The organism is Holdemanella biformis DSM 3989, assembly GCF_000156655.1.
GTDB lineage: Bacteria > Bacillota_I > Bacilli_A > Erysipelotrichales > Erysipelotrichaceae > Holdemanella > Holdemanella biformis.
In genome coordinates, this window is the sequence record NZ_DS996844.1 from 1 (window position 1) to 19535 (window position 19535).

Sequence of the window (19535 nt, forward strand, 5' to 3'; positions counted from 1 at the left end):
GGTATAAAAACTATTTCTCTTCTTCCTTCTTATTTTCTTCAGTTGTTTCTGTTTTTTCTTCAACAACTACCGGTTCTTCTGGCTTTTTAAAGTTCTCACTAAACACACCTAAAGCATAGAAAAGCACACTAAAGCATAGTGATTGATAACATGTTGTGATCATATACATAACTAAATTCAATACATCAATATTTGTACTGTAATATGAAATAAACGTATTATAGGCTTGGATTGCCGCATAACATGTATAAGCTAATGATAGAACGGCAAATACATTTAATAGAATCGTTAATGATTTTGTTTTTTTCATCTAAAATCCCCCTTTAAATAATGATATAATTAAACCACTATTTTTAGAATTATACAAACTTAAATTCTTTCAGTTTATTTTAAGCAAACGCATCATATGTATCATCATCTTCACATACAATTTGAATGACACGCTTTCCATCCACGACAGTCGATACAATCTTATCTGGATATTCTAATGCATCTGAACGAATTGTTAATTCAATACCTTGTGATAGTTGAAATTTCTTTGTACGCTTATTATTTAAGCTTTCAGGAACCACCTTAAATTCCGTATCAAAATTTTTACGTTCAGGAAGTGCTAATAAGCAATCTTTAATAACATCTTTCTCGATTTCTTCTTCACTAAAAGAATACGAATCAATCAATTGATCAATACATTGATTGTAATTTAATTGCTGCGGCGTATTCATCACATTCTGTAATTCACTTGATAACTTCACATAGTCTTTTTTAGAAACTGGCTCTACCGCACTTTTCAATTCATTATCCACAGCCTTAAATGCTGAATACGTATTTTTGGCATCATCCCTAGCTTCATCCAATTCTAAAAAAGAAACCGTCCAATATTTAGCCATTGTATCCGAATATACTTTAATATCCTTGAATACGATATGTGAATTGATTTCATACATCGAAAAAACAGCGTATTTCCATAATGATTTCTTATCCCCTGAAAAGCCATACTTCTTTGATAAATCACTTCCATCATACCACTTGGAATGTTCTACTTTGGCAACCACATATAAAAGTTCATCACTACTATTTTGTATTAAAACCTGAATCAAACTTCCCTTTTTCACACTCGAACCCATATGATAGATTTTTGCCTGTGCTAGACGCTCACTTGTCAAAAGCTTATCCGCAATACTATCTGTAAGCACTTCGCATTTATCTTGATTTAAAGCCATTTGACGAATACAAGAAACCACTTGCGTTTGTTCATCATGAATGGTATACATTTTATTTTTCTCATTTGAATTTGCGTATTCAATATATTCTTTCACAAAGACTTGAAATTCTTCTGGCATCTCTTTTCTTTGTACCATATCATTATCTAAATCCAATATATGGAAGGATGTATATAAAATTGTCATAAAAAATTTACTCCTTTTTATCGCAAATATTATACAATAAGTAAAGGAGGTTTTGAAAATGAAAAGAAAATCGATACCTATTTTATTACTAACCGGCTATTTAGGAGCTGGTAAAACTACTTTATTAAATCACATTCTAAAAAATCAAGAAGGATATAAAGTTGCGATTATCGTTAATGATATTGGTGAAATCAACGTTGATCAAAAGCTCATTGATAAGAATGCACAAATTCAAAAAGAAGACACAGACGTTGTAGGTCTTACTAACGGATGTATTTGTTGCACACTAAAACTAGATCTTTTACAGCAACTTTCTGCACTAGCTTCATCCAACAAATTTGATTATATTATTATTGAAGCCAGTGGTATTTGTGAACCTATTCCTATCGCACAAACCATCACAGCTGCCAATGAAACACTATATTCTAGAGGATTACCTGAATTATTTCACTTAGATAACATTATTTGTGTTGCCGATGCGGCAAGATTATCGAATGAATTCAATTGTGGTAAACACTTATTAGAACCAGTAGAAGATGAAGATTCTTTAGACTCTTTATTGATGCAACAACTTGAATTCTGTAATACTGTAATTTTAAACAAAGCAGAAACCGTTAATGAAGATGAGAAAAATGAAATCAAGGCAGTCATTCATAAATTATGCAAAGATGCTGGAATTATTGAGTCTAGCTTTGGCCAAGTTAATTTAGAAGAGCTTTTAAACACACATAACTTTGATTATGAAAAAGCTCAAAATAACATTGGCTGGCTTCATGAAATTGAAGAACACGAACACCACCATGATCATGAACATGTTGGTGAAGCCTTAGAATATGGTATTTCTACTTTTGTATGGCAAACAAGAAAGCCATTGGATTTAAAAAAATTCACAAATCTATTAAACAACTATCCAAACGTCATTCGTACTAAAGGTTATGTATGGTTTGATAATCAGCCAGACTCTGCCTACTTATTTGAACAAGCCGGTAAATTAAATTCCCTTACAGAAGATTCATTATGGATCGCATCAGCACCAAAACAAGATCAAATAGATTTATTAAAGGCCAATCCTCAACTAGCCAAAAACTGGGATAAAGAATATGGAGATCGAATCAATCAATTGGTCTTTATTGGAAAGAATATGGATGAAGAACAAATAAAAAGACAGTTCAATGACTGTCTTGCATAGGAGAAGAAATTCTCCTATTTTTTTATTAATTTTGAAAAGTTATGATCCAAAATACTTTCAACCTCAGAATACGATTGATTCTTTAACGAAGCCACCATCGTAATTTCATTTTTCAAAGCAGCCATATAATCGTCACTATCAATAGCCCATTTCACAGCTTCAATACCATCGGATTCCATAAGTAATTTATCCATAGATATTTGTTTTACTAAATGCGTTACTTCCTCTTCTTTTCCGATTGAAGGACCAATCGTGAAATAAGATACCACCTCATCATACTCTTTGACATAATCCATACATCCATACCAATGTACAACATATGTATTTGGATATTTACGAATCAATTCAAGTATCGTTTTTTCCTGACCCTTTGTATGAAGAATAACGGGTTTATTTAATGCTTGTGCAAGCTGAAGTTGTTTTTCAAATACTTCTTTTTGAATTTTTAAATCTACATCACACCATACACTATCCATGCCAATTTCCCCTATAATGGGTGCCTTTTTTAACAAAGGAAGCATAGATTCAAAAGTATCTAAACTTGCATTCCAAGGATGTACACCACAAGAATAGAACAACTGCTTTTGTTGGACAAGTTCAAATTCTTTTTCATTTGCGACGTTACAAATCCCAGAAATATCATATTCATTCTGTAGCGCATTTATTTCTTTTGAATAATGATAATGTGCATCATGCATGATTTTCACCTTTTAATAATTCATAGACCTGTTTTTTCAAAACACTCTGAGAAAATAACCAATCTCTTGATTTCTTTTCTTTCGATAAATCAATTTCCTGCAAAATACGACTTGGCTTATTCGATAAAATCAAAATACGATCCGATAGATATAAAGCTTCATCAATATCATGTGTAACTAATAAAGTCGTACGATTATAATTCTTTCTTAATTGTAACAACCAATCTTGCATATCATTACGCGTGATGACATCCAAAGCTCCAAATGGTTCATCTAATAAAAGAATATCCGCTTTACATAAAGAAGTCCTTAAGAAGGCTGCCCTTTGGCGCATTCCTCCTGAAAGACTAGAAGGATATGCATTTTCATATCCAGAAAGGCCAAATGTTTCAAATTCTTTTAAAGCTCTTTGTTTCATAGATTTATCATGATTGATTTCACCATATAAACATACATTATCTAAAATGGTTCTCCATTCCAGCAACAAATCATTTTGTGGCATATACGCAAAATGAGAGCTGACACCTTTAATACGTTCATCATCCACAAAAAGCTGTCCTGAATAATCTTCAATTAATCCGGCTAATATATTTAAAATAGTAGATTTTCCACAACCACTCGGACCTAGAATGGAAACAAATTCTCCTTCTTGAATAGAAAAAGAAATATCGTGCAATATTTCTTTTCCAGAAAATTCAAGATTTAGTTTTTCAACCTGTAGCTTCATTATTTTACAAACTCATTTGTATATTGGTCTTTCGCATCGATCTTGTGATCAATCAATCCTGTTTCATACATAAAATCTGTATAATTATCCCATACAGAATCTTTCATAACACCCCATGAATCTGCATCTTTTGCATATTGGCTACTTAAGTATTTTTGGCTTTCCTTAAGGAATTTCAAATCTGTATCTGTCAGAGCATCATCATGTAAAATTTCAGCTGCTTTACTTGGATGATCAATCGCATATTCATATCCTTTTTTAGTAGCTTCCATAAATTTTTGAATTGTATCCGAATTCTTTTTAATCATTTTATTGTTTGTGATAATTACTGGAGTATAGTAATCCAAACGGCTATCTAAATCAGCTAGAGGCATATAGTTTAAATCATATCCATCTTGTAACGCTTTAATAATAGCCCAACCATAGAATTCCCATCCTAGGTTCACTTTATTCTTTCCTACTTCATCACTAAGTCCTGCAATACCAGATCCGTCTGATCCTACAATGTTTAATTTACTAAAATCAGCACCCGCTTCATTCATAACCGCTTTAATAACGGCTTCTTCACTTGGTGCTCCCCATCCTGCATATGTCTTTCCTTCGAAATCCTTTACAGAATTGATGTTTGCGCTCTTCAAAGAAACAAATCCAGAAGTATTATGTTGAATAATTGTCGCAATCGTTTTAATTGGAAGTGGATCTTCACTTGTCAAGGCATATGTAACATCTTCCTGATAAGAAACACCAAAATCAGCTTTTCCGGCTGCAACCATAGAAGTTGTCGCATTATCACCTGGTTCAATAATATCTACATCTAAACCAGCTTCTTTATAATACCCCTTGTTTTTTGCCACATAAAAACCAGTGTGGTTTGTGTTTGGTGTATAATCCAACATCAGTGTAACCTTAGTCAATTTGTCATCTGAATTTGATGTTTGAGCACAACCAACTAAGCTTAACGCTACAGCAGCTGCACACATTGCTTTTAAAATTTTCATTTTCTTTCTCCTTTTCGTAAATGTGGAAACAATATCTTTTCCAATAAAGACACCCCTAAATTCAATAGGATGCTCCAAAATATAATCATCAATACACACGCAAAAACTTTATCTAACATATACCCATTTTTTACACGAAGCATATAATAGCCAAGTCCTGCTCTACTTGAAAGCCATTCACCTACGATAGCTCCGCCAACACAATAAGTAGCCGCTACTTTTAATCCTGAAAATAAGCCAATGGCACCAGAAGGAATCTTAACAATTTTATAGATTTGAAATAGATTGGCACCGAAACTTTTTAATAAATTGATTTCTTTTTCACTCACTTGCGACAACGCATCCGTAAAGGATATCGCAATCGGAAAAAAGCACATAAATATAACAATCAACACTTTGGGCAACAAATCAAACCCAAACCAAATTGAAAACAAAGGTCCTAAAACCATAATAGGAACGGTTTGTGTCACAATCAAATATGGATAAATACTTGTCTTAAATGTTTTGGATAAATCCATGCCAATGGAAATCACAATCGCAAAGAAAGTACTAATCAATAGACCTAAAACAGATTCTTCCAATGTAACAAGCGAATGTTGCATCAAAATATCCATATTCTCAATAAGTGCACTGATAATTTTTGATGGACTAGGCAAAATATAAAGTGAAATATCAAATGCACGAACATATAATTCCCATCCACCAATCACTAGAATAAACACAAGCAACGGCATGACAATTCTACGATTTTTCTTCATGATTGCCTCCTTTCCAAAATAAAAAAGGCACCCTAGAGTGCCACTATCAATCGATATGACTCCCTACGCTAGAATTAACCAGATCAGGTAATAAGGGTTTTTCTCAGCAATTGCACCCCTGTCATGTATGTTTTTACTTGCCTAAAGATTATACCACAATCTTAGACTAATTTATATTTCTTGCATATATCATCTACAATTTCATCTAAACTTTTACCATCCATTGAAATCGAATCCATTTTTGATGCATACAAAGCATGGAAATAATCAAAATCCGCCTGTATTTCTCACATATAATATGCCTTATGCTTATTTAAATACGATTGAGGAATGTGCAAAAGATTATCAAACTCCAATCGCTTAAAAATATTTTCATTTTAACCTCTACATATCCTTTCCGGCTATCTTATTTTCAACCTCTATAATTCTTGCCGCAACTTTTTTCACTTCCAACATTTTCCATGCTTCTAAGTAAGGCAGAAATTTTTTTGTTCCATCTTTCTCTATTTTATCAAGCACACGCATGACAACTTGTCTATTCACTTCTTTCATTTCAAAAATGACACGAGCCTTTTTTTCTTCTACATCTAAACAGATTCTCTGATAAAGTTCTTGGGCAAATGTTTCTTTTTCGATTTGCCATCCTTTTTCTGAAAATACCAATAAAGGAAGACGATAATCATATTCAATTCTAAGATAATCTTTCTTAATCATCCAATCAATGCATTTTGCGATATCATCCAACTTCATATCCTGATAGTATCCATAAGCAGGACATTCATTTAGTTTATGTTCAAATATCTTTTTATCCTTTGAACCCTTTAATATTTTAGCCAACATACTTCTTCCGCCAGTTGAAATCAATTCATCTGCCCCTCTTAAAATCATCCGTATATCTTCTTGTGGCAAATCTTTAATTTCACCTGCATCAAGAACAACTGGCACTCTACGTACTTTTTTACTCATCTGTTCTTTACCTCTACATCATTACACGAATCAATCCACACAAAACTAAATGTCCCACATAGAACCAATAGAAGAACCATTTCATAAAAGTACTCTTTCCTCTTGTTCCATCATATAAAGACATAATTGGATATACTAAAACAATCCCAAACTGTAATAAACCATAAACTACATCTATGCATAGACAATAAACAAAAACATACATAGAAATATACAAAGCCATACCTAATACTTGTTTTTTTAAATTACCTTGATTTTTGTAAATATGGTTTGTACAAAGAACTGGAAAACATGACCAGTCACTTGGAAATGCCAATAAACAAAGAATCAGAATACAACCTATTTTCTTTACATCTTTCCATTCTTGATCTTCTACCCACAAACCAATCACCGACAAGAATAATGGCCATATAATACTTGTCTGATTTAATAAAGAATCTTTTAAAGGAATCAAAGAAATGCCAAAACAGAAGTTATACGCAAAGTGAGCAATGATTGAAAAAATCAATAATCTTTCTAAATATTTCTTTAAACTATGCGTATGTGTATAGCCTTCCACCACCATAAACCACATGATAGGTGCTGCCACTCGTCCAATTAAATGAATCAATAAAAGCCACCAATACTTTTCATAATTCGGATAAAATGTAGTTGCGAAATGATCCATAAACATCGCAATAATCGCAATCATCTTGATTTGATTTCCATTTAACTTTTTTGTCATCCTGTAACACCTTCTCCTACATTGGGTTCAAAGTGTGAATAAACAACATCTGCACCAAATAAAAGAAGTAAAACTAAACAGGCAGTAGATAATCTTTTATTTAAATGTTCTTTAACCCAGTTATCAATTAGTGGTGCAATCACATAGACAAAAGCCATACCACCAACGCCAAACACCAATAAACCTTCCGCACAAATTCTTCCATGAAGATTCAAGAAGTAACCCGTATAATCCCACCATTTTTGACCATTATGTGTCAATTCTAAAACGAGTCCAGTAAAGTATTCAATACATCCACAAAGAAGTACGGCCATACTAAATTCAACTTTGGGACGTATTCTGAATCGTTTTAATAAAAGTAAAATCAAAATACAACCAAAACCATAAATAGGAATCCATGGACCATGTAAAACTCCGCGATTCACAAAACGTCCATAGCTAATCATAGATAGACTCACTTCCCAGATCCATCCAACAAAACACATAAAGAAGAAACAGACTAAAATAGATGTTACTGTATAATTTCGATTTGGATGTAAAACACGAAGATTTGACTTCTTATACGCCTCTTCAATTGGAGATAAACGCACTGGATAACATAATAAATACACTTCGGTAATCATAGTTTCAGCTTCCATTTTATTATAGGTATATCTTTCATATTGTTTTTCTTTAGAACTCAAATGAAAAATAATTCCAAAATTATCACACAAGAACTTTTTAATACCCGTATACGCATTCTCCATTGGATTTTTCGCATTCAATGCCGCAATTACATCCGAATAGGTATTACGCATCAAAGCACTACTTGGTTTTTCAAATAAATACGTATCATTTAAAATAGCACTTTGAAATTCTTTTCTTCTTAATGTATAAAATTCACACATTACTGACATACGATACATATTCGAATAAAATATAGCACTAATCCCAAATGTACAAACATCCAAAATGTACCATCCAGCCATTGAAAATTGCCATTTAAAGCATTCAAACTTATGTCCCTTCATCATATTTCGAGATAAAGAAAGTGCATCTTTTAAAGATATCGTCGGATTTTCGGCTAAGATATAATCCACTAAGAAATATACATAGTAAAAGTAGACGCCTCCTACAACAGTAAAGTTCATAATTGTCAAAATAATAGATTTAACAAGTTTCACAAGCGCAACATGCATCTGCTTTCGAATTCGCATTAAATAAACCAATCGATCAAGTGGAAGTTTTGCGTAAACTCTTCCTTCCAAAAAGAGTCTGCGATTAATAACCGGCAATACATTCACAATATATACTCTATAGAACACAGATATACATAAACCTATTACGACAAAACAAATACTCGCAATATCTTTTGAATGAACAATGGTAGATAAACCTAAAAATAGTGTCTTCACAAAGGATCCTGAAGTAATTCCATTTACCACATGTGCAAATACACCGTTGGTCGTACCAAAGACGCCTTCAGGAAGTAAAGATGTCATCGACTTCACAAAAGAAGAGTGCATTAATAGACCTGAAACACTCTTGGCATTATCTTGTTTTAAAAGGGATAACGTCGAACTAAATTCACTTCCCATAAGTACTGCCGCAAGACATAACACTAAATAGGTCGCATAATGTGTTTTTACATTTTTATGTGCATTTTTCTTAATTTCTTTGAGTTTCATACATAAATAATACCATATCTAGTGTAAAATATTTTCAAAAGAAAGGGGATTTATGATGAATCCAATTATTCAAAGCTTATTTGACCGCAAGTCGTGTCGCATTTTTAAAGATAAAGAAATATCCCAAGAAGAAAGAAAGTTGATATTAGAAGCTTGCATGCAGGCACCGAGTGCAGGAAATCAACAAATGTATACTATCATTGATGTACAAGATCAAAAAGTGCAAGAAACACTATCTAAAACGTGTGACAATCAACCCTTCATCAATCAAGCTAAAATGATTTTAATTTTCTGTGCCGACTTTCAAAAATGGTATGATTTATTTAAATATGAAAACTGCAACCCAAGAAAACCAGGCGTAGGCGATTTATTACTAGCCACAACAGATGCGACCATTGCCGCACAAAATGCGGTTGTAGCTGCCGAAAGTTTAGGGATTGGATCTTGTTACATAGGGGATATTTTAGAACAGCATGATCTACATAAAGAATTATTAAATCTAAGTGAATATGTAGTGCCTGTATGCATGTTAGTACTTGGATATCCTGCAGAGGATCATTTTAAAAGACAAAAACCCGAGCGTTGTAAATTAGAAGATATTGTTTGTGTCAATCAATATCATAGAAAAGACAAACAAGAATTAAAAAATATGTTTGAACATAAAGATGGAAATAAAACATTAAATGAATGGGCAACAGCTTTCTGTAATCGAAAATACAATTCGGATTTTTCAAAAGAAATGACAAATTCTGTACAAAAATATATTGACCAATTTAAAAGTGAAGTCGATTAAGACTTCACTTATTAATTTCTAATACGGCATGATACGCATCTTTAAATGCATCTAAGGCAATACCCGCTTTTTTACAATCACCAACAATGTATGTAGGAATACCTAAATCTGTATACATACTTGTATCATTTGCCTTTGATCCTACAGCCATAATGACACTATCATATGGATATTCTTTGCCACTGGCAACAACTGCATGATCATCAATTTTTTCAACAGTTGCACTTGTTTCTATTGTGATTGGCATTTGTGCCATCGCAAATTGAGCCGTAATTTGACGCAATGGTCCTAGATCCTGTAAAGCTTTTTCTTTCATTTCTAAAACAGTGACTTTCTTTTGTCTTGCAGCCAAGAATTCTGCTGTTTCAAAACCAACAAGACCACCACCAATAATGACTACATTTTCGCCTAGTACTTCTACTTTTTCACTCAATACATCATGTGCAACAATGGCTTTTTCACTACCTTCAATTGGAAGTACAAATGGACTAGATCCAATCGCAACAATGAGTGCATCTGGCTTAATTTCTTCTAGCATTTCCTTAGTAACAACAGTATTTAAGTGCACCTCAATTCCAGATTCTTGAACATCCAAAATCATTTTATCTACCGCATTCTTAAAGTCTTTTTTAGCTGAAATCGCTCCGGCCAATAAAAATTGTCCACCAAGACTTTCACTCTTTTCAAATAAAATTGGTGTATTACCTGTTTCTTTTAAATCTAGAGCTGCTTCCATACCTGCAATTCCACCACCTAAGATGACAACTTTTTTAGAAGCAGATCCAGGTTTTAAACCTAATGTATCCTCTTCTAATAAGCCAGGATTTCGCATACAAGTAATGTGTTTAATAGCTGGATTATATAAGGATGCACAGAATGAGTCATAACAACCTTGGTTACATCCGATGCAATAGCGAATTTGATTGACTTTACCAGCTCTAGCCTTATTACAGAAGTTGGCATCGGCAAGTTGAGCACGTGCCATGACAACTAAATCGGCCTTGTCATCTTCTAAGATTTTTTCGGCAAATTCAGGCGTATTGATACGTCCACATGGCATTGTCAACATACCTGTTTCTTTACGAATGCGCGCAGCATCTTCTACGTTAAATCCATTTTCAATATCAACTGGTGCCACTTCATATAGTGTTGCTGCCGTTAAGATATTTCCACGACTAATATTTAATACATCAACACCGCATTCTTTGGCATCTTTGCAGAATTCAATCACTTCTTCTATTGTTAGTCCACCATCTAACATATCATCATGACAATCCACACGCATGAATAGTGGCATATCTATTGGCATATTGGCACGAATCGATTTAATACATTCCAACGGGAATTTTTTACGATTTTCAAAAGATCCACCCCACTCATCACTTCGATGGTTAATTCCACCTGAAAGCATAGAGTGTGGTAAATAGTTATGTGCACAATGGAATTCTAAACAATCAAATCCAGCTTCTACTGCACGCTTTGCAGCTTGTCCAAACTTATCTATTATATCGAGTAATCTTTCATTTGTGATAGCTGGCACGGTATATTGTGGACTTAATGGTAAGTCATTGGGTACTAAAATCTGAGCTGTTTGATCTGAAGCTACTGCTAATCCTCCTTGCCATAATTGAATGCAAGTTTTTCCTCCGGCTTCATGCACGGCATCATTTAATTTTTTAAATCCTGCAATGTATTTGTCTTCGGCAATCGACAAGAATCCAAAAGGTGCACTCGGGGCATCTACACTTGTAACTTCAATTGTATTTAATCCATTTCCACCTTTAACGCGAGCTACATGATACGCAATCAGCTTATCTGTAACACTTTTTCCATCTTCACTTTCCGCACTTTCATGCGTTCCCATCGCAGACATGACAACACGATTTCTTAATTCCATACCACGAATCTGTATAGGTTCAAACAACTTGTCAAACATATGATTCTCCTCCTTTTCGTATGTTAGCTTCTTATTTTATTATACTTCAATTGTTAGCAATTTCACATATACAAAAGAAAAAGAGCTGTCATTCTTTGACAACTCGTACAGTTTCAATACCATAATATTTCATGACTTCAACAGAAGACTCACCAATCACTTCACCTGGAATCACTGGAAGAATCGCTGGAGGACAAGATACAGAAACACTGGAGCATACTTGTCCTAAAGATTTAGAAACTTCTATCATTGTACTTGGCGCAAATAAAGCTTGGCGTACACTCATTACTTTTCTTGCACGTTCTAATTTATGAAATGAATTAAATACAACAGATTTCCGTTCAATTTTACATAAACATGTCTCTAATCGTTTTAAGTCATCCTTCGTATTATACGGAGATGGCATTAATACAATATAGTCTGAATCATAGAATTCAGGATAGATATCACATTCCATTAAAAAATTTGCGATTTCATTTCCAGTATAGCCAAACTCTTTCGTTGAAATCGTAATCTTCATAGGTTCACCAGATAAAATCGTATATCCATGTTGAATCAAAGCATTCTTTAATACATCAACTCTTTGAATACATTCAGACAAGGATTTTTTAAACGTAGTATCCAACACCTCATTTGCAGCATCTAAAGATGCCATAATCAAATAGGATGGACTTGTGGAAGAAAAGTATTCCATAAAATGTTTTACGTCATTTTTCCATACTTGATTCAAAGAATCACTTAAGTGTAAATAAGCTCCCCCTGTAAGTACAGGTAGTGTTTTATGAGCCGAATCACAACATAGATCAGCTCCCAAATCAATAGGATGTAAAGATGGTTCTAAAAAACGAAGATATGCACCATGGGCATTGTCTATGGCAAGTAATACATCATGCTTTTTACATATCGAAGCTAGAGATTTAATATCCAAAAGGTTTCCTAAATAGTCTGGATTTGTCAGATATACAGCCGTTGGATTGTTTTCAACAATTTCCTTTTCCAAAGTTTCTGTACTAATCGTACAAGATAAATAATCACTATTTCCATATAGCCATTCAATCTCAAAATCTAAAAGTGCAGCAGCATGAATAAAGCTTCTATGGGCATTTCTTCCTGCAAGAATTTTAGGCTTCTTGCCTTTACTTTTGGCATCTTGGCATAATATCGTGCACATCGTTTGAATACATAAAGTAGAGCCTTGCGTTGAATAATAGGTTGGACAGCCAAATAAAGAGGAAGCATTTTGTTCACTTTCCTTAATGATTCCCTCTGCCGCAAACAACTCATCGGCTCCATAAATTTCTGTAAGATCCATTCCTTCAAAACCAAGAATGCCACAACCTTTATGGCCTGGCATATGCATTCTTACAGGTGATTTTTCTTGATACGATTTAAGAAAATTAACAATCGGCGTCTTCATGACTATTTTCTTTCATATCACGAATAATGGCTACGGCAAGTGCACACTCTAGTCGTTTACAGAATAGTTCACACCCCTCTTTGTATACACCTTTGACAGATCCTGTCGCATGATATGCATTGGCTGCACATCCTCCAGAACAATAAAGTCTTGCCCAGCAATCTGCACATTCTTTACGTGCATATACATTACATGATGCAAATTCATTCTGGATCTTTTTGTTTGTGACACCCGTATAAATGTCTCCTAATTTAAAGGCTTCTTCTCCTACAAACTGGTGACAAGGGTACAAATCTCCCCATGGTGTAACGGCCATATATTCAGTTCCTGAACCACATCCTGAAATACGTTTATAAATACATGGTCCGCCCTTTAAATCAATCATATAATGGTAGAAAGTAAATGGATCTTTCTTATCGTCATAATCAAGCATCAACTTTGCTAAATCTTCATATTGTTTCATAACAATTTCACGATCTGCCTTTGTTAGTGCTGCAGGATCATCTGACTTGGCAACCACAGGTTCCATACTTAATTCTCTAAAACCTAAATCTAACATTTGTTGCACATCTTTTAAGAAATCTGGATTGGCATGAGTAAAAGTACCACGCATATAGTAATTTTTACCTTCACGAGCCTTTACTAGCTTTTGGAACTTAGGAACGATCGTATCAAAACTTCCCTTACCAGAATAATCCACACGATAACGGTCATGCACTTCTTTACGTCCATCTAAGCTTAATACAACGTTGCTCATTTCTTTGTTCGCAAATTCAATTACGTCATCATCAATCAACATACCATTTGTCGTTAATGTAAAGCGGAAATTCTTTCCGGCTTCTTTTTCAATGCTACGAGCATAGGCAACTAATTGTTTAACCACATCAAAGTTCATTAGTGGCTCTCCACCAAAGAAATCTACTTCTAAGTTTCTGCGTGTTCCTGAATTTTCCACTAAGAAATCAAGAGCGCGTTTTCCTGTTTCAAAACTCATTAATGCACGGTCCCCATGGTATTTTCCTTGGCTTGCAAAACAATAAGAACAATTCAAGTTACAAGTATGGGCAATATGAAGACATAAAGCTTTAATAACGCCACTTGTCTTAGCTTTTAATTGGCCTGCCATAGGTTCATATGTATCTTCACTAAACAAACGACCTTGTTCTTTTAATTCTAAGATTTGATCGTAACATTCTTCTAATTCAGATGTTTCTACACTAGGATATTTCTCCTTCATTTCTAAAACCAAAGCATTTTTATCTTTATCTAAAAATTCAGCAATCATATCATAAGCAATTTCATCTACCGCATGAATACTTCCTGAACAAATATCCAATACAATATTCTGATTAAACATCTTATACTGATGAATCATCTATATTTCCTCCTCAAAATTTAAAAAAATGCTGCCTTAAAGGCGGCATTAAAAATGCCGAATCACTTCGGCATTTCTTAATTACTTACTTTCTTTATTATTTTCGCAAGCTTGGTTCGCGATTCCGCAGCTAGTTTTACAAGCTGATTGGCAAGAAGTTTGGCATTCTCCACATCCACCATTTTTTGCGCTTTCACACAAGTTACGAGTATCTACTGTATTAATATGTTTCATGATTATATACCCCCATATAAATTCACTTTTATTTTAACACGCCAACCAAATAATATCAAATTAAAAAGGCATTCCGAAGAATACCTTTTTAAACTATTTAGAACTTTCTTCCTTAGTACGGAATACGTAACGACTCGTTACTGTAGCACCTTCTGGAGCACCAGAGTATGAAGCATATTCTTTATTCATAGCTTTGATTTCATTCATTACACTTTGTAACGTTTCAAGTTCTCCAACACCTAAATCAACCTTTTCTTTTAATTGATCCAATCCTTCAGACTTGAATTGTTCATTACCCTCATACAATTGTTTAGCACCATCATTCAATGTTTCAAATGCCTTACCCAATGTATCTAATCCGTCAGCCATTTCATTAAATGTTCCACTCTGTCCAGCAAGTGTTCCAGTTGCATCTGATAATGCACTAGCTCCACCATTTAATGTAGCATTGTTGGATGTTAATTTATCAATTCCATTATTTAATGCAACAATTCCTGGAGCAGTTTGTTTATTCAATTCTTCTAGTCCTTCATCTAGTGATGATACCCCATCAGAAACATCTATTGCTCCATCTTTCAACTTTTTCATAGATGGCTGAAATTTATCCAAAATTGTTTTCATTTTTTCTGCATCTGTAGTAGATGTTTCTAAAGTCTTTTGCATTTCCTTTAATTTTGCTGATGCATCATCCACCTGTTTTTTCAAGCCACCCAAAATTTCTTTATTTGCTTTAATCTGTTCATCTAATGGATCCAATGAATTTTTTAAAGTAGAAATTAAAGAGTTTAATTCCTTAACTTTATCCGAAGTTGAAGTTAATTCTGTTAACGTATTTAAATCGTTAATTGAATCAATTGCAGTCAATTCATTATTTAAATCAATTACATAAGAGTCTAATTTGTAAGCTTCTTCGTCTTTTCCTTCTGCACTCAAATCTGCTTGAGCCTGTTTGATTGTTGTAATTGATGACGTAATTGATGATTTTAAACTACTTTTTACTGCATTGATTGCTACTTGATCATCTCTAATGGTTGCATTGTTATTTGCTACAATTTGATTATTATTCATCTCAGTTGCAACTATTTCAGATAAAGCCTGGTTTAATTGTTTCTCAGTACTTTCTAATCCAGCCAAAGAAGTATTCGCAGCTTCAAGAGACTTACTCATTGCACTTAAAGTATCCTTACCTTTTCCTAAAGCCTCAGACATTTTATCTAGTTCTGTTATTGAATTAGTCAAGGTTGTGTTTAATTCTTCTGTTGTAGTAAAAACCCCTTGCCCGTAAAGAGCATTATATAAATTATTCAATCCTTCAGAAACAGAATTTGCTCCATCTTTTAAGCTTTGCTCTTTTCCTTCTTGTACTTTCGAAACTCCTTCATATGCAGTTTTAACACCTGAAGAAATACCATACATTGCCTTTGCGTTTACACCTAAAGTATCCACACCATTTGTATAAGCAGTTAAACCTGTTTGTAAGGCTTTAACACCATCATTTAATTGGATAGCACCTGCAGATAATTGTCTCACTTGATCAGATGAGCCTGTTAATGGAGCAGCTTGTTCTTTTAATTGTGTTGTTCCATCATACAATTGTTTAGAACCATCGATCAATTGATCATCCGCTTCAATTAATTGATCAATTCCATCTGTTAATTCAGATACAGAACCAATTTCACCTAATTCACTTGCCAAATCAATTTCATTTGTCATACCAACCATGATAGAACCTAAATCAAAATTATTGACATCCGCTTCTACTGTTACATCATCACTGATTCCTAATTGATTGTTTACTTTATCTAAACCTGCAGATCTTAATGTTTCATTCAAGCCTGGAATATTCGCAAATGCCAACATTTCATTTGTTCCATCATTTACGATCTTACCAGATTCACACTTCACATTTGTAAAGTTACCAGTACTCATATTCAACATACCACCAGCTAAATAACTAGGGTGAATCACAATGGATTTTCCATTAATATTTTTTACTTCTGAATGGTTATTTGTGAAAGAAATAGTTAATTTCAAATGACCAGACTTACCTTCCATATCTTTTGCAGACATTTCCTGACCATCTAATTCATAACGAAGCTTAACAGACACAGGAAGTTGTTTTGTGGCTGTTCCTTCATAATACACATCATTTCCTTTCGCATTCCATGTATATGTATTTCCATTTTTTGAAGGTTTTTCATTTGATTTAATGTTCTTAACATCTGTTAAGTTTAAAGTTTCTTTAATATTATTAATTCCATCCTCATCATGTAACCAGCTAGATACGATTGTATCGCTAATAGAACCATCTGAGTTTAATACAGAATAAACAGTTTCTGTTTTTTCTGTAGGATTTTCATCATTATTTTGTGCAAATACAGTCACAGGCATCATACTTCCTGCCATAACTGCACTCAACACTACACTACCAACTACTTTTACTGTATGACTTAAATTCATATTTATTCTCCTTTCGCTTCCATGTTTGATTCTGGCCAATTCTTTGTCGTCTTTTCGATGAACTTGTGGCAGAAAATCAACAATGAAGGTAATACCAATAAAATACTTACGACTGAAATTAAAGCACCACGTGCTAATAAAATGACTAATGATTTAATTAAATCCATCTTAGCTACAAAGCTTACACCGATACATGCGGCAAAGAATGAGAATCCACTTGTCATAATGGAAACACTCGATTTTTCCATCGCAATCAAAGCCGCTTCCTTAACCTTCTTACCATGCGATAACTCTTCTTTAAAACGCGTTGTCATTAGGATAGCGTAGTCAACGGTAGCTCCCAATTGAATGGTTCCGATAACCATACTTGCGATAAATGGAAGTGTAGTTTTTGTAAAGAATGGAATACCCATATTGATCGTAATCGCAAATTCAATTGTTAGTACTAAAATGACTGGAAGTGCAAATGATTTAAATGTTAAGGCAACAATGATAAAGATCATAATGACTGATAATACGTTAACCATCGCAAAGTCTGTATTTGTTGTTGTGATCAAATCACGTGTCATACTTCCTTCTCCACCAATCATACCCTTTTTATCATATTTATGAATGATGGTATCCATTTTATCTAACTGTGTATTTAATTCGTTTGTTGCAGCTTTATAATCACTGTTCACAACAATTAATTTCTTTCCACCATTTTGGAAAATATCCTTTACTACACTTGGAGTAAAGTTAGATGCAAGTCCTGGACCTACAAATTCTTCATAAGCCAATACATTATGAATTCCTTTTAAATCTTTGATTTCAGAACACATATTCTGAATTTCGTTTGTCGTTAATTTGTCATCCACTAAAACGAAATGTGTTGTTGTCATATCAAATTTATCTTTTAACTGATTTGTACCAATGATACTCGCAAAATCACCTGGCATACCAGAAATCAAATCATAATAGATATTTGTATGTGACTGTCCATATCCAAATGGAATGAAAATCAACACGAAGGCAACAAGAATCTTTTTATAGTGATGAATCACAAAACGAGGTACTCTATGTAACTCATTCAAAATTGTTTTATGTTTGTACTTTTCAATCGTCTTATCAAAGAACATCAACAAGCTTGGCAAAATAAAGATGGTTGATAATACACCAAGAACAACACCTTTTGCCATGACAATACCAATATCTCTACCTAGTGTTAACTGCATTACACACAAGGCAACGAAACCTGCAATTGTTGTGATTGAACTTGAAGTAATTGAAGTAAACGTAGCTTTGATAGCCTTTGCCATAGCTTCTTCATTTGGAAGTTTTTGTTTTTCTTCTTGATATCTATGTAATAAGAAGATGGAATAATCCAAAGTAACAGCTAACTGTAATACAACGGCCAAAGCCTTTGTGATATAACTAATTTCACCTAAGAATACGTTTGTACCAAAGTTATAAACAATTGGGAAAATCATTCCTAGCATAAATACAACTGGAGCAATTGTACTCTCTAATCCTAAGAACAATACGACCATACATAATACAACCGCAATGCCTGCATAAATTGGTGTATCATGTTCTGTTTGATCTTTAGTATCTTCACTGATGGCTGACATACCACCTAAGTAACAATCATCTTTTGTATATTTTTTTATTTTACTAATCGCATTCATTGTACGCATTGATGATGTTGGCTCTTTAAATGTAACAATCATCATTGTACTGTTGCCAGAATAAAGCATATCTTGAATGCTTTCTGGAATTGCCTGTTTTGGAACTGAAATATCTAATACATCATCTCTCCAAATACATTTTTCAACTCCATCAATTTTATTGATCTCTTCCTTAATTTTTGCGGCCTCTTGATCTGATTTATTGTTGACAACCAAGAAGTCTACACTCGATAAGTTAAAATCATCCCCAAGAATCTTTTGTGTTTTCATAGATTCTGAAGTTGAAGGTAAATAAGATAATAAATCGTAATTAATATTTGTATTGAAATAACCAATTGCGCTTGGAATTAATAGTATGATGGCTACGGCCAAAATCAAATTACGATATTTAACTATCCATTTTGACATCTTATCCATATCGAATCACCTTTTTTTCTATCCTTTCCTTTACTACGTGAAGAGTATAGTACCAAACTGACCATTAGTCAATATTTTTGATTTATTTTTTTATAATTCCAAA

Annotated in this window: 17 protein-coding genes and 1 riboswitch; of the genes, 2 read left to right on the plus strand and 15 right to left on the minus strand. The window is 33.5% G+C overall.

All coding sequences use genetic code 11. The annotated features are described in order from the left end of the window. Positions 1-10: 10 nt before the first annotated feature. Both EUBIFOR_RS08060 and EUBIFOR_RS08065 read right to left on the minus strand, forming a co-directional pair. A complete protein-coding gene (locus EUBIFOR_RS08060) occupies positions 11-310 on the minus strand; it encodes a hypothetical protein (RefSeq protein ID WP_003865523.1) in 300 nt (99 codons plus the stop codon). A gap of 79 nt (positions 311-389) precedes the next feature. Then, positions 390-1406, minus strand: a complete 1017-nt coding sequence (locus tag EUBIFOR_RS08065) for a nucleoid-associated protein (protein ID WP_003865524.1) — start codon at positions 1404-1406, stop codon at positions 390-392. A gap of 58 nt (positions 1407-1464) precedes the next feature. Between EUBIFOR_RS08065 and EUBIFOR_RS08070 the strand changes: the two genes are divergently transcribed. Next, complete coding sequence (locus tag EUBIFOR_RS08070) at positions 1465-2595, plus strand: CobW family GTP-binding protein (protein WP_003865525.1); 1131 nt, start codon at positions 1465-1467, stop codon at positions 2593-2595. Positions 2596-2609: 14 nt separating this feature from the next. On the opposite strand, the gene EUBIFOR_RS08075 is transcribed toward EUBIFOR_RS08070, so the two are convergent. From EUBIFOR_RS08075 to EUBIFOR_RS08105, 7 genes are all read right to left on the minus strand, one after another. Beyond that, complete coding sequence (locus EUBIFOR_RS08075; RefSeq protein WP_003865526.1) at positions 2610-3293, minus strand: TatD family hydrolase; 684 nt, start codon at positions 3291-3293, stop codon at positions 2610-2612. Next, on the minus strand, positions 3286-4020 hold the full coding sequence (locus tag EUBIFOR_RS08080; RefSeq protein WP_003865527.1) for an ABC transporter ATP-binding protein: 735 nt from the start codon (positions 4018-4020) through the stop codon (positions 3286-3288). The genes EUBIFOR_RS08075 and EUBIFOR_RS08080 overlap by 8 nt, the downstream gene beginning before the upstream one ends. Further along, entirely contained in the window at positions 4020-5018 is a 999-nt protein-coding gene (locus tag EUBIFOR_RS08085) for an ABC transporter substrate-binding protein (RefSeq protein ID WP_003865528.1), read from the minus strand. Before EUBIFOR_RS08085 ends, EUBIFOR_RS08080 begins: the two co-directional genes overlap by 1 nt. Next, positions 5015-5776 (minus strand): ABC transporter permease, encoded by a 762-nt coding sequence (locus tag EUBIFOR_RS08090; protein ID WP_003865529.1) that lies wholly within the window; start codon positions 5774-5776, stop codon positions 5015-5017. Before EUBIFOR_RS08090 ends, EUBIFOR_RS08085 begins: the two co-directional genes overlap by 4 nt. Positions 5777-5819: 43 nt before the next feature. After that, positions 5820-5906: riboswitch (TPP riboswitch) on the minus strand. A 254-nt stretch (positions 5907-6160) separates the two neighbouring features. Continuing rightward, the gene (locus EUBIFOR_RS08095) at positions 6161-6742 is read right to left on the minus strand and encodes an RQC-minor-1 family DNA-binding protein (RefSeq protein WP_003865531.1); all 582 of its coding nucleotides are present in this window, start codon (positions 6740-6742) and stop codon (positions 6161-6163) included. A 13-nt stretch (positions 6743-6755) separates the two neighbouring features. Further along, complete coding sequence (locus EUBIFOR_RS08100) at positions 6756-7466, minus strand: TraX family protein (protein WP_003865532.1); 711 nt, start codon at positions 7464-7466, stop codon at positions 6756-6758. Continuing rightward, entirely contained in the window at positions 7463-9133 is a 1671-nt protein-coding gene (locus EUBIFOR_RS08105; protein ID WP_003865533.1) for a DUF975 family protein, read from the minus strand. The genes EUBIFOR_RS08100 and EUBIFOR_RS08105 overlap by 4 nt, the downstream gene beginning before the upstream one ends. A gap of 55 nt (positions 9134-9188) precedes the next feature. Here EUBIFOR_RS08105 and EUBIFOR_RS08110 point away from each other — a divergent pair, with 55 nt between their 5' ends. Further along, positions 9189-9926: a nitroreductase family protein gene (locus EUBIFOR_RS08110; RefSeq protein WP_040466384.1), complete on the plus strand. Its 738-nt coding sequence runs from the start codon at positions 9189-9191 to the stop codon at positions 9924-9926. A gap of 4 nt (positions 9927-9930) precedes the next feature. Here the strand turns inward: EUBIFOR_RS08110 and baiCD are convergent, their stop codons facing one another. The 6 genes from baiCD to EUBIFOR_RS08140 form a co-directional block, all read right to left on the minus strand. Next, on the minus strand, positions 9931-11862 hold the full coding sequence (baiCD, locus tag EUBIFOR_RS08115; RefSeq protein ID WP_003865535.1) for a bile acid Fe-S flavoenzyme BaiCD: 1932 nt from the start codon (positions 11860-11862) through the stop codon (positions 9931-9933). Between the two features lie 88 nt (positions 11863-11950). Continuing rightward, the gene (locus tag EUBIFOR_RS08120) at positions 11951-13279 is read right to left on the minus strand and encodes an aminotransferase class V-fold PLP-dependent enzyme (protein ID WP_003865536.1); all 1329 of its coding nucleotides are present in this window, start codon (positions 13277-13279) and stop codon (positions 11951-11953) included. Then, the gene (gene scfB / locus EUBIFOR_RS08125) at positions 13260-14654 is read right to left on the minus strand and encodes a thioether cross-link-forming SCIFF peptide maturase (RefSeq protein WP_003865537.1); all 1395 of its coding nucleotides are present in this window, start codon (positions 14652-14654) and stop codon (positions 13260-13262) included. The genes EUBIFOR_RS08120 and scfB overlap by 20 nt, the downstream gene beginning before the upstream one ends. 81 nt (positions 14655-14735) lie before the next feature. Continuing rightward, positions 14736-14888, minus strand: a complete 153-nt coding sequence (gene scfA, locus EUBIFOR_RS08130) for a six-cysteine ranthipeptide SCIFF (protein WP_003865538.1) — start codon at positions 14886-14888, stop codon at positions 14736-14738. A 93-nt stretch (positions 14889-14981) separates the two neighbouring features. Next, positions 14982-17348: a hypothetical protein gene (locus EUBIFOR_RS08135; RefSeq protein WP_003865539.1), complete on the minus strand. Its 2367-nt coding sequence runs from the start codon at positions 17346-17348 to the stop codon at positions 14982-14984. Between the two features lie 2 nt (positions 17349-17350). After that, positions 17351-19432: an efflux RND transporter permease subunit gene (locus tag EUBIFOR_RS08140; protein ID WP_003865540.1), complete on the minus strand. Its 2082-nt coding sequence runs from the start codon at positions 19430-19432 to the stop codon at positions 17351-17353. Between the last annotated feature and the right edge of the window lie 103 nt (positions 19433-19535).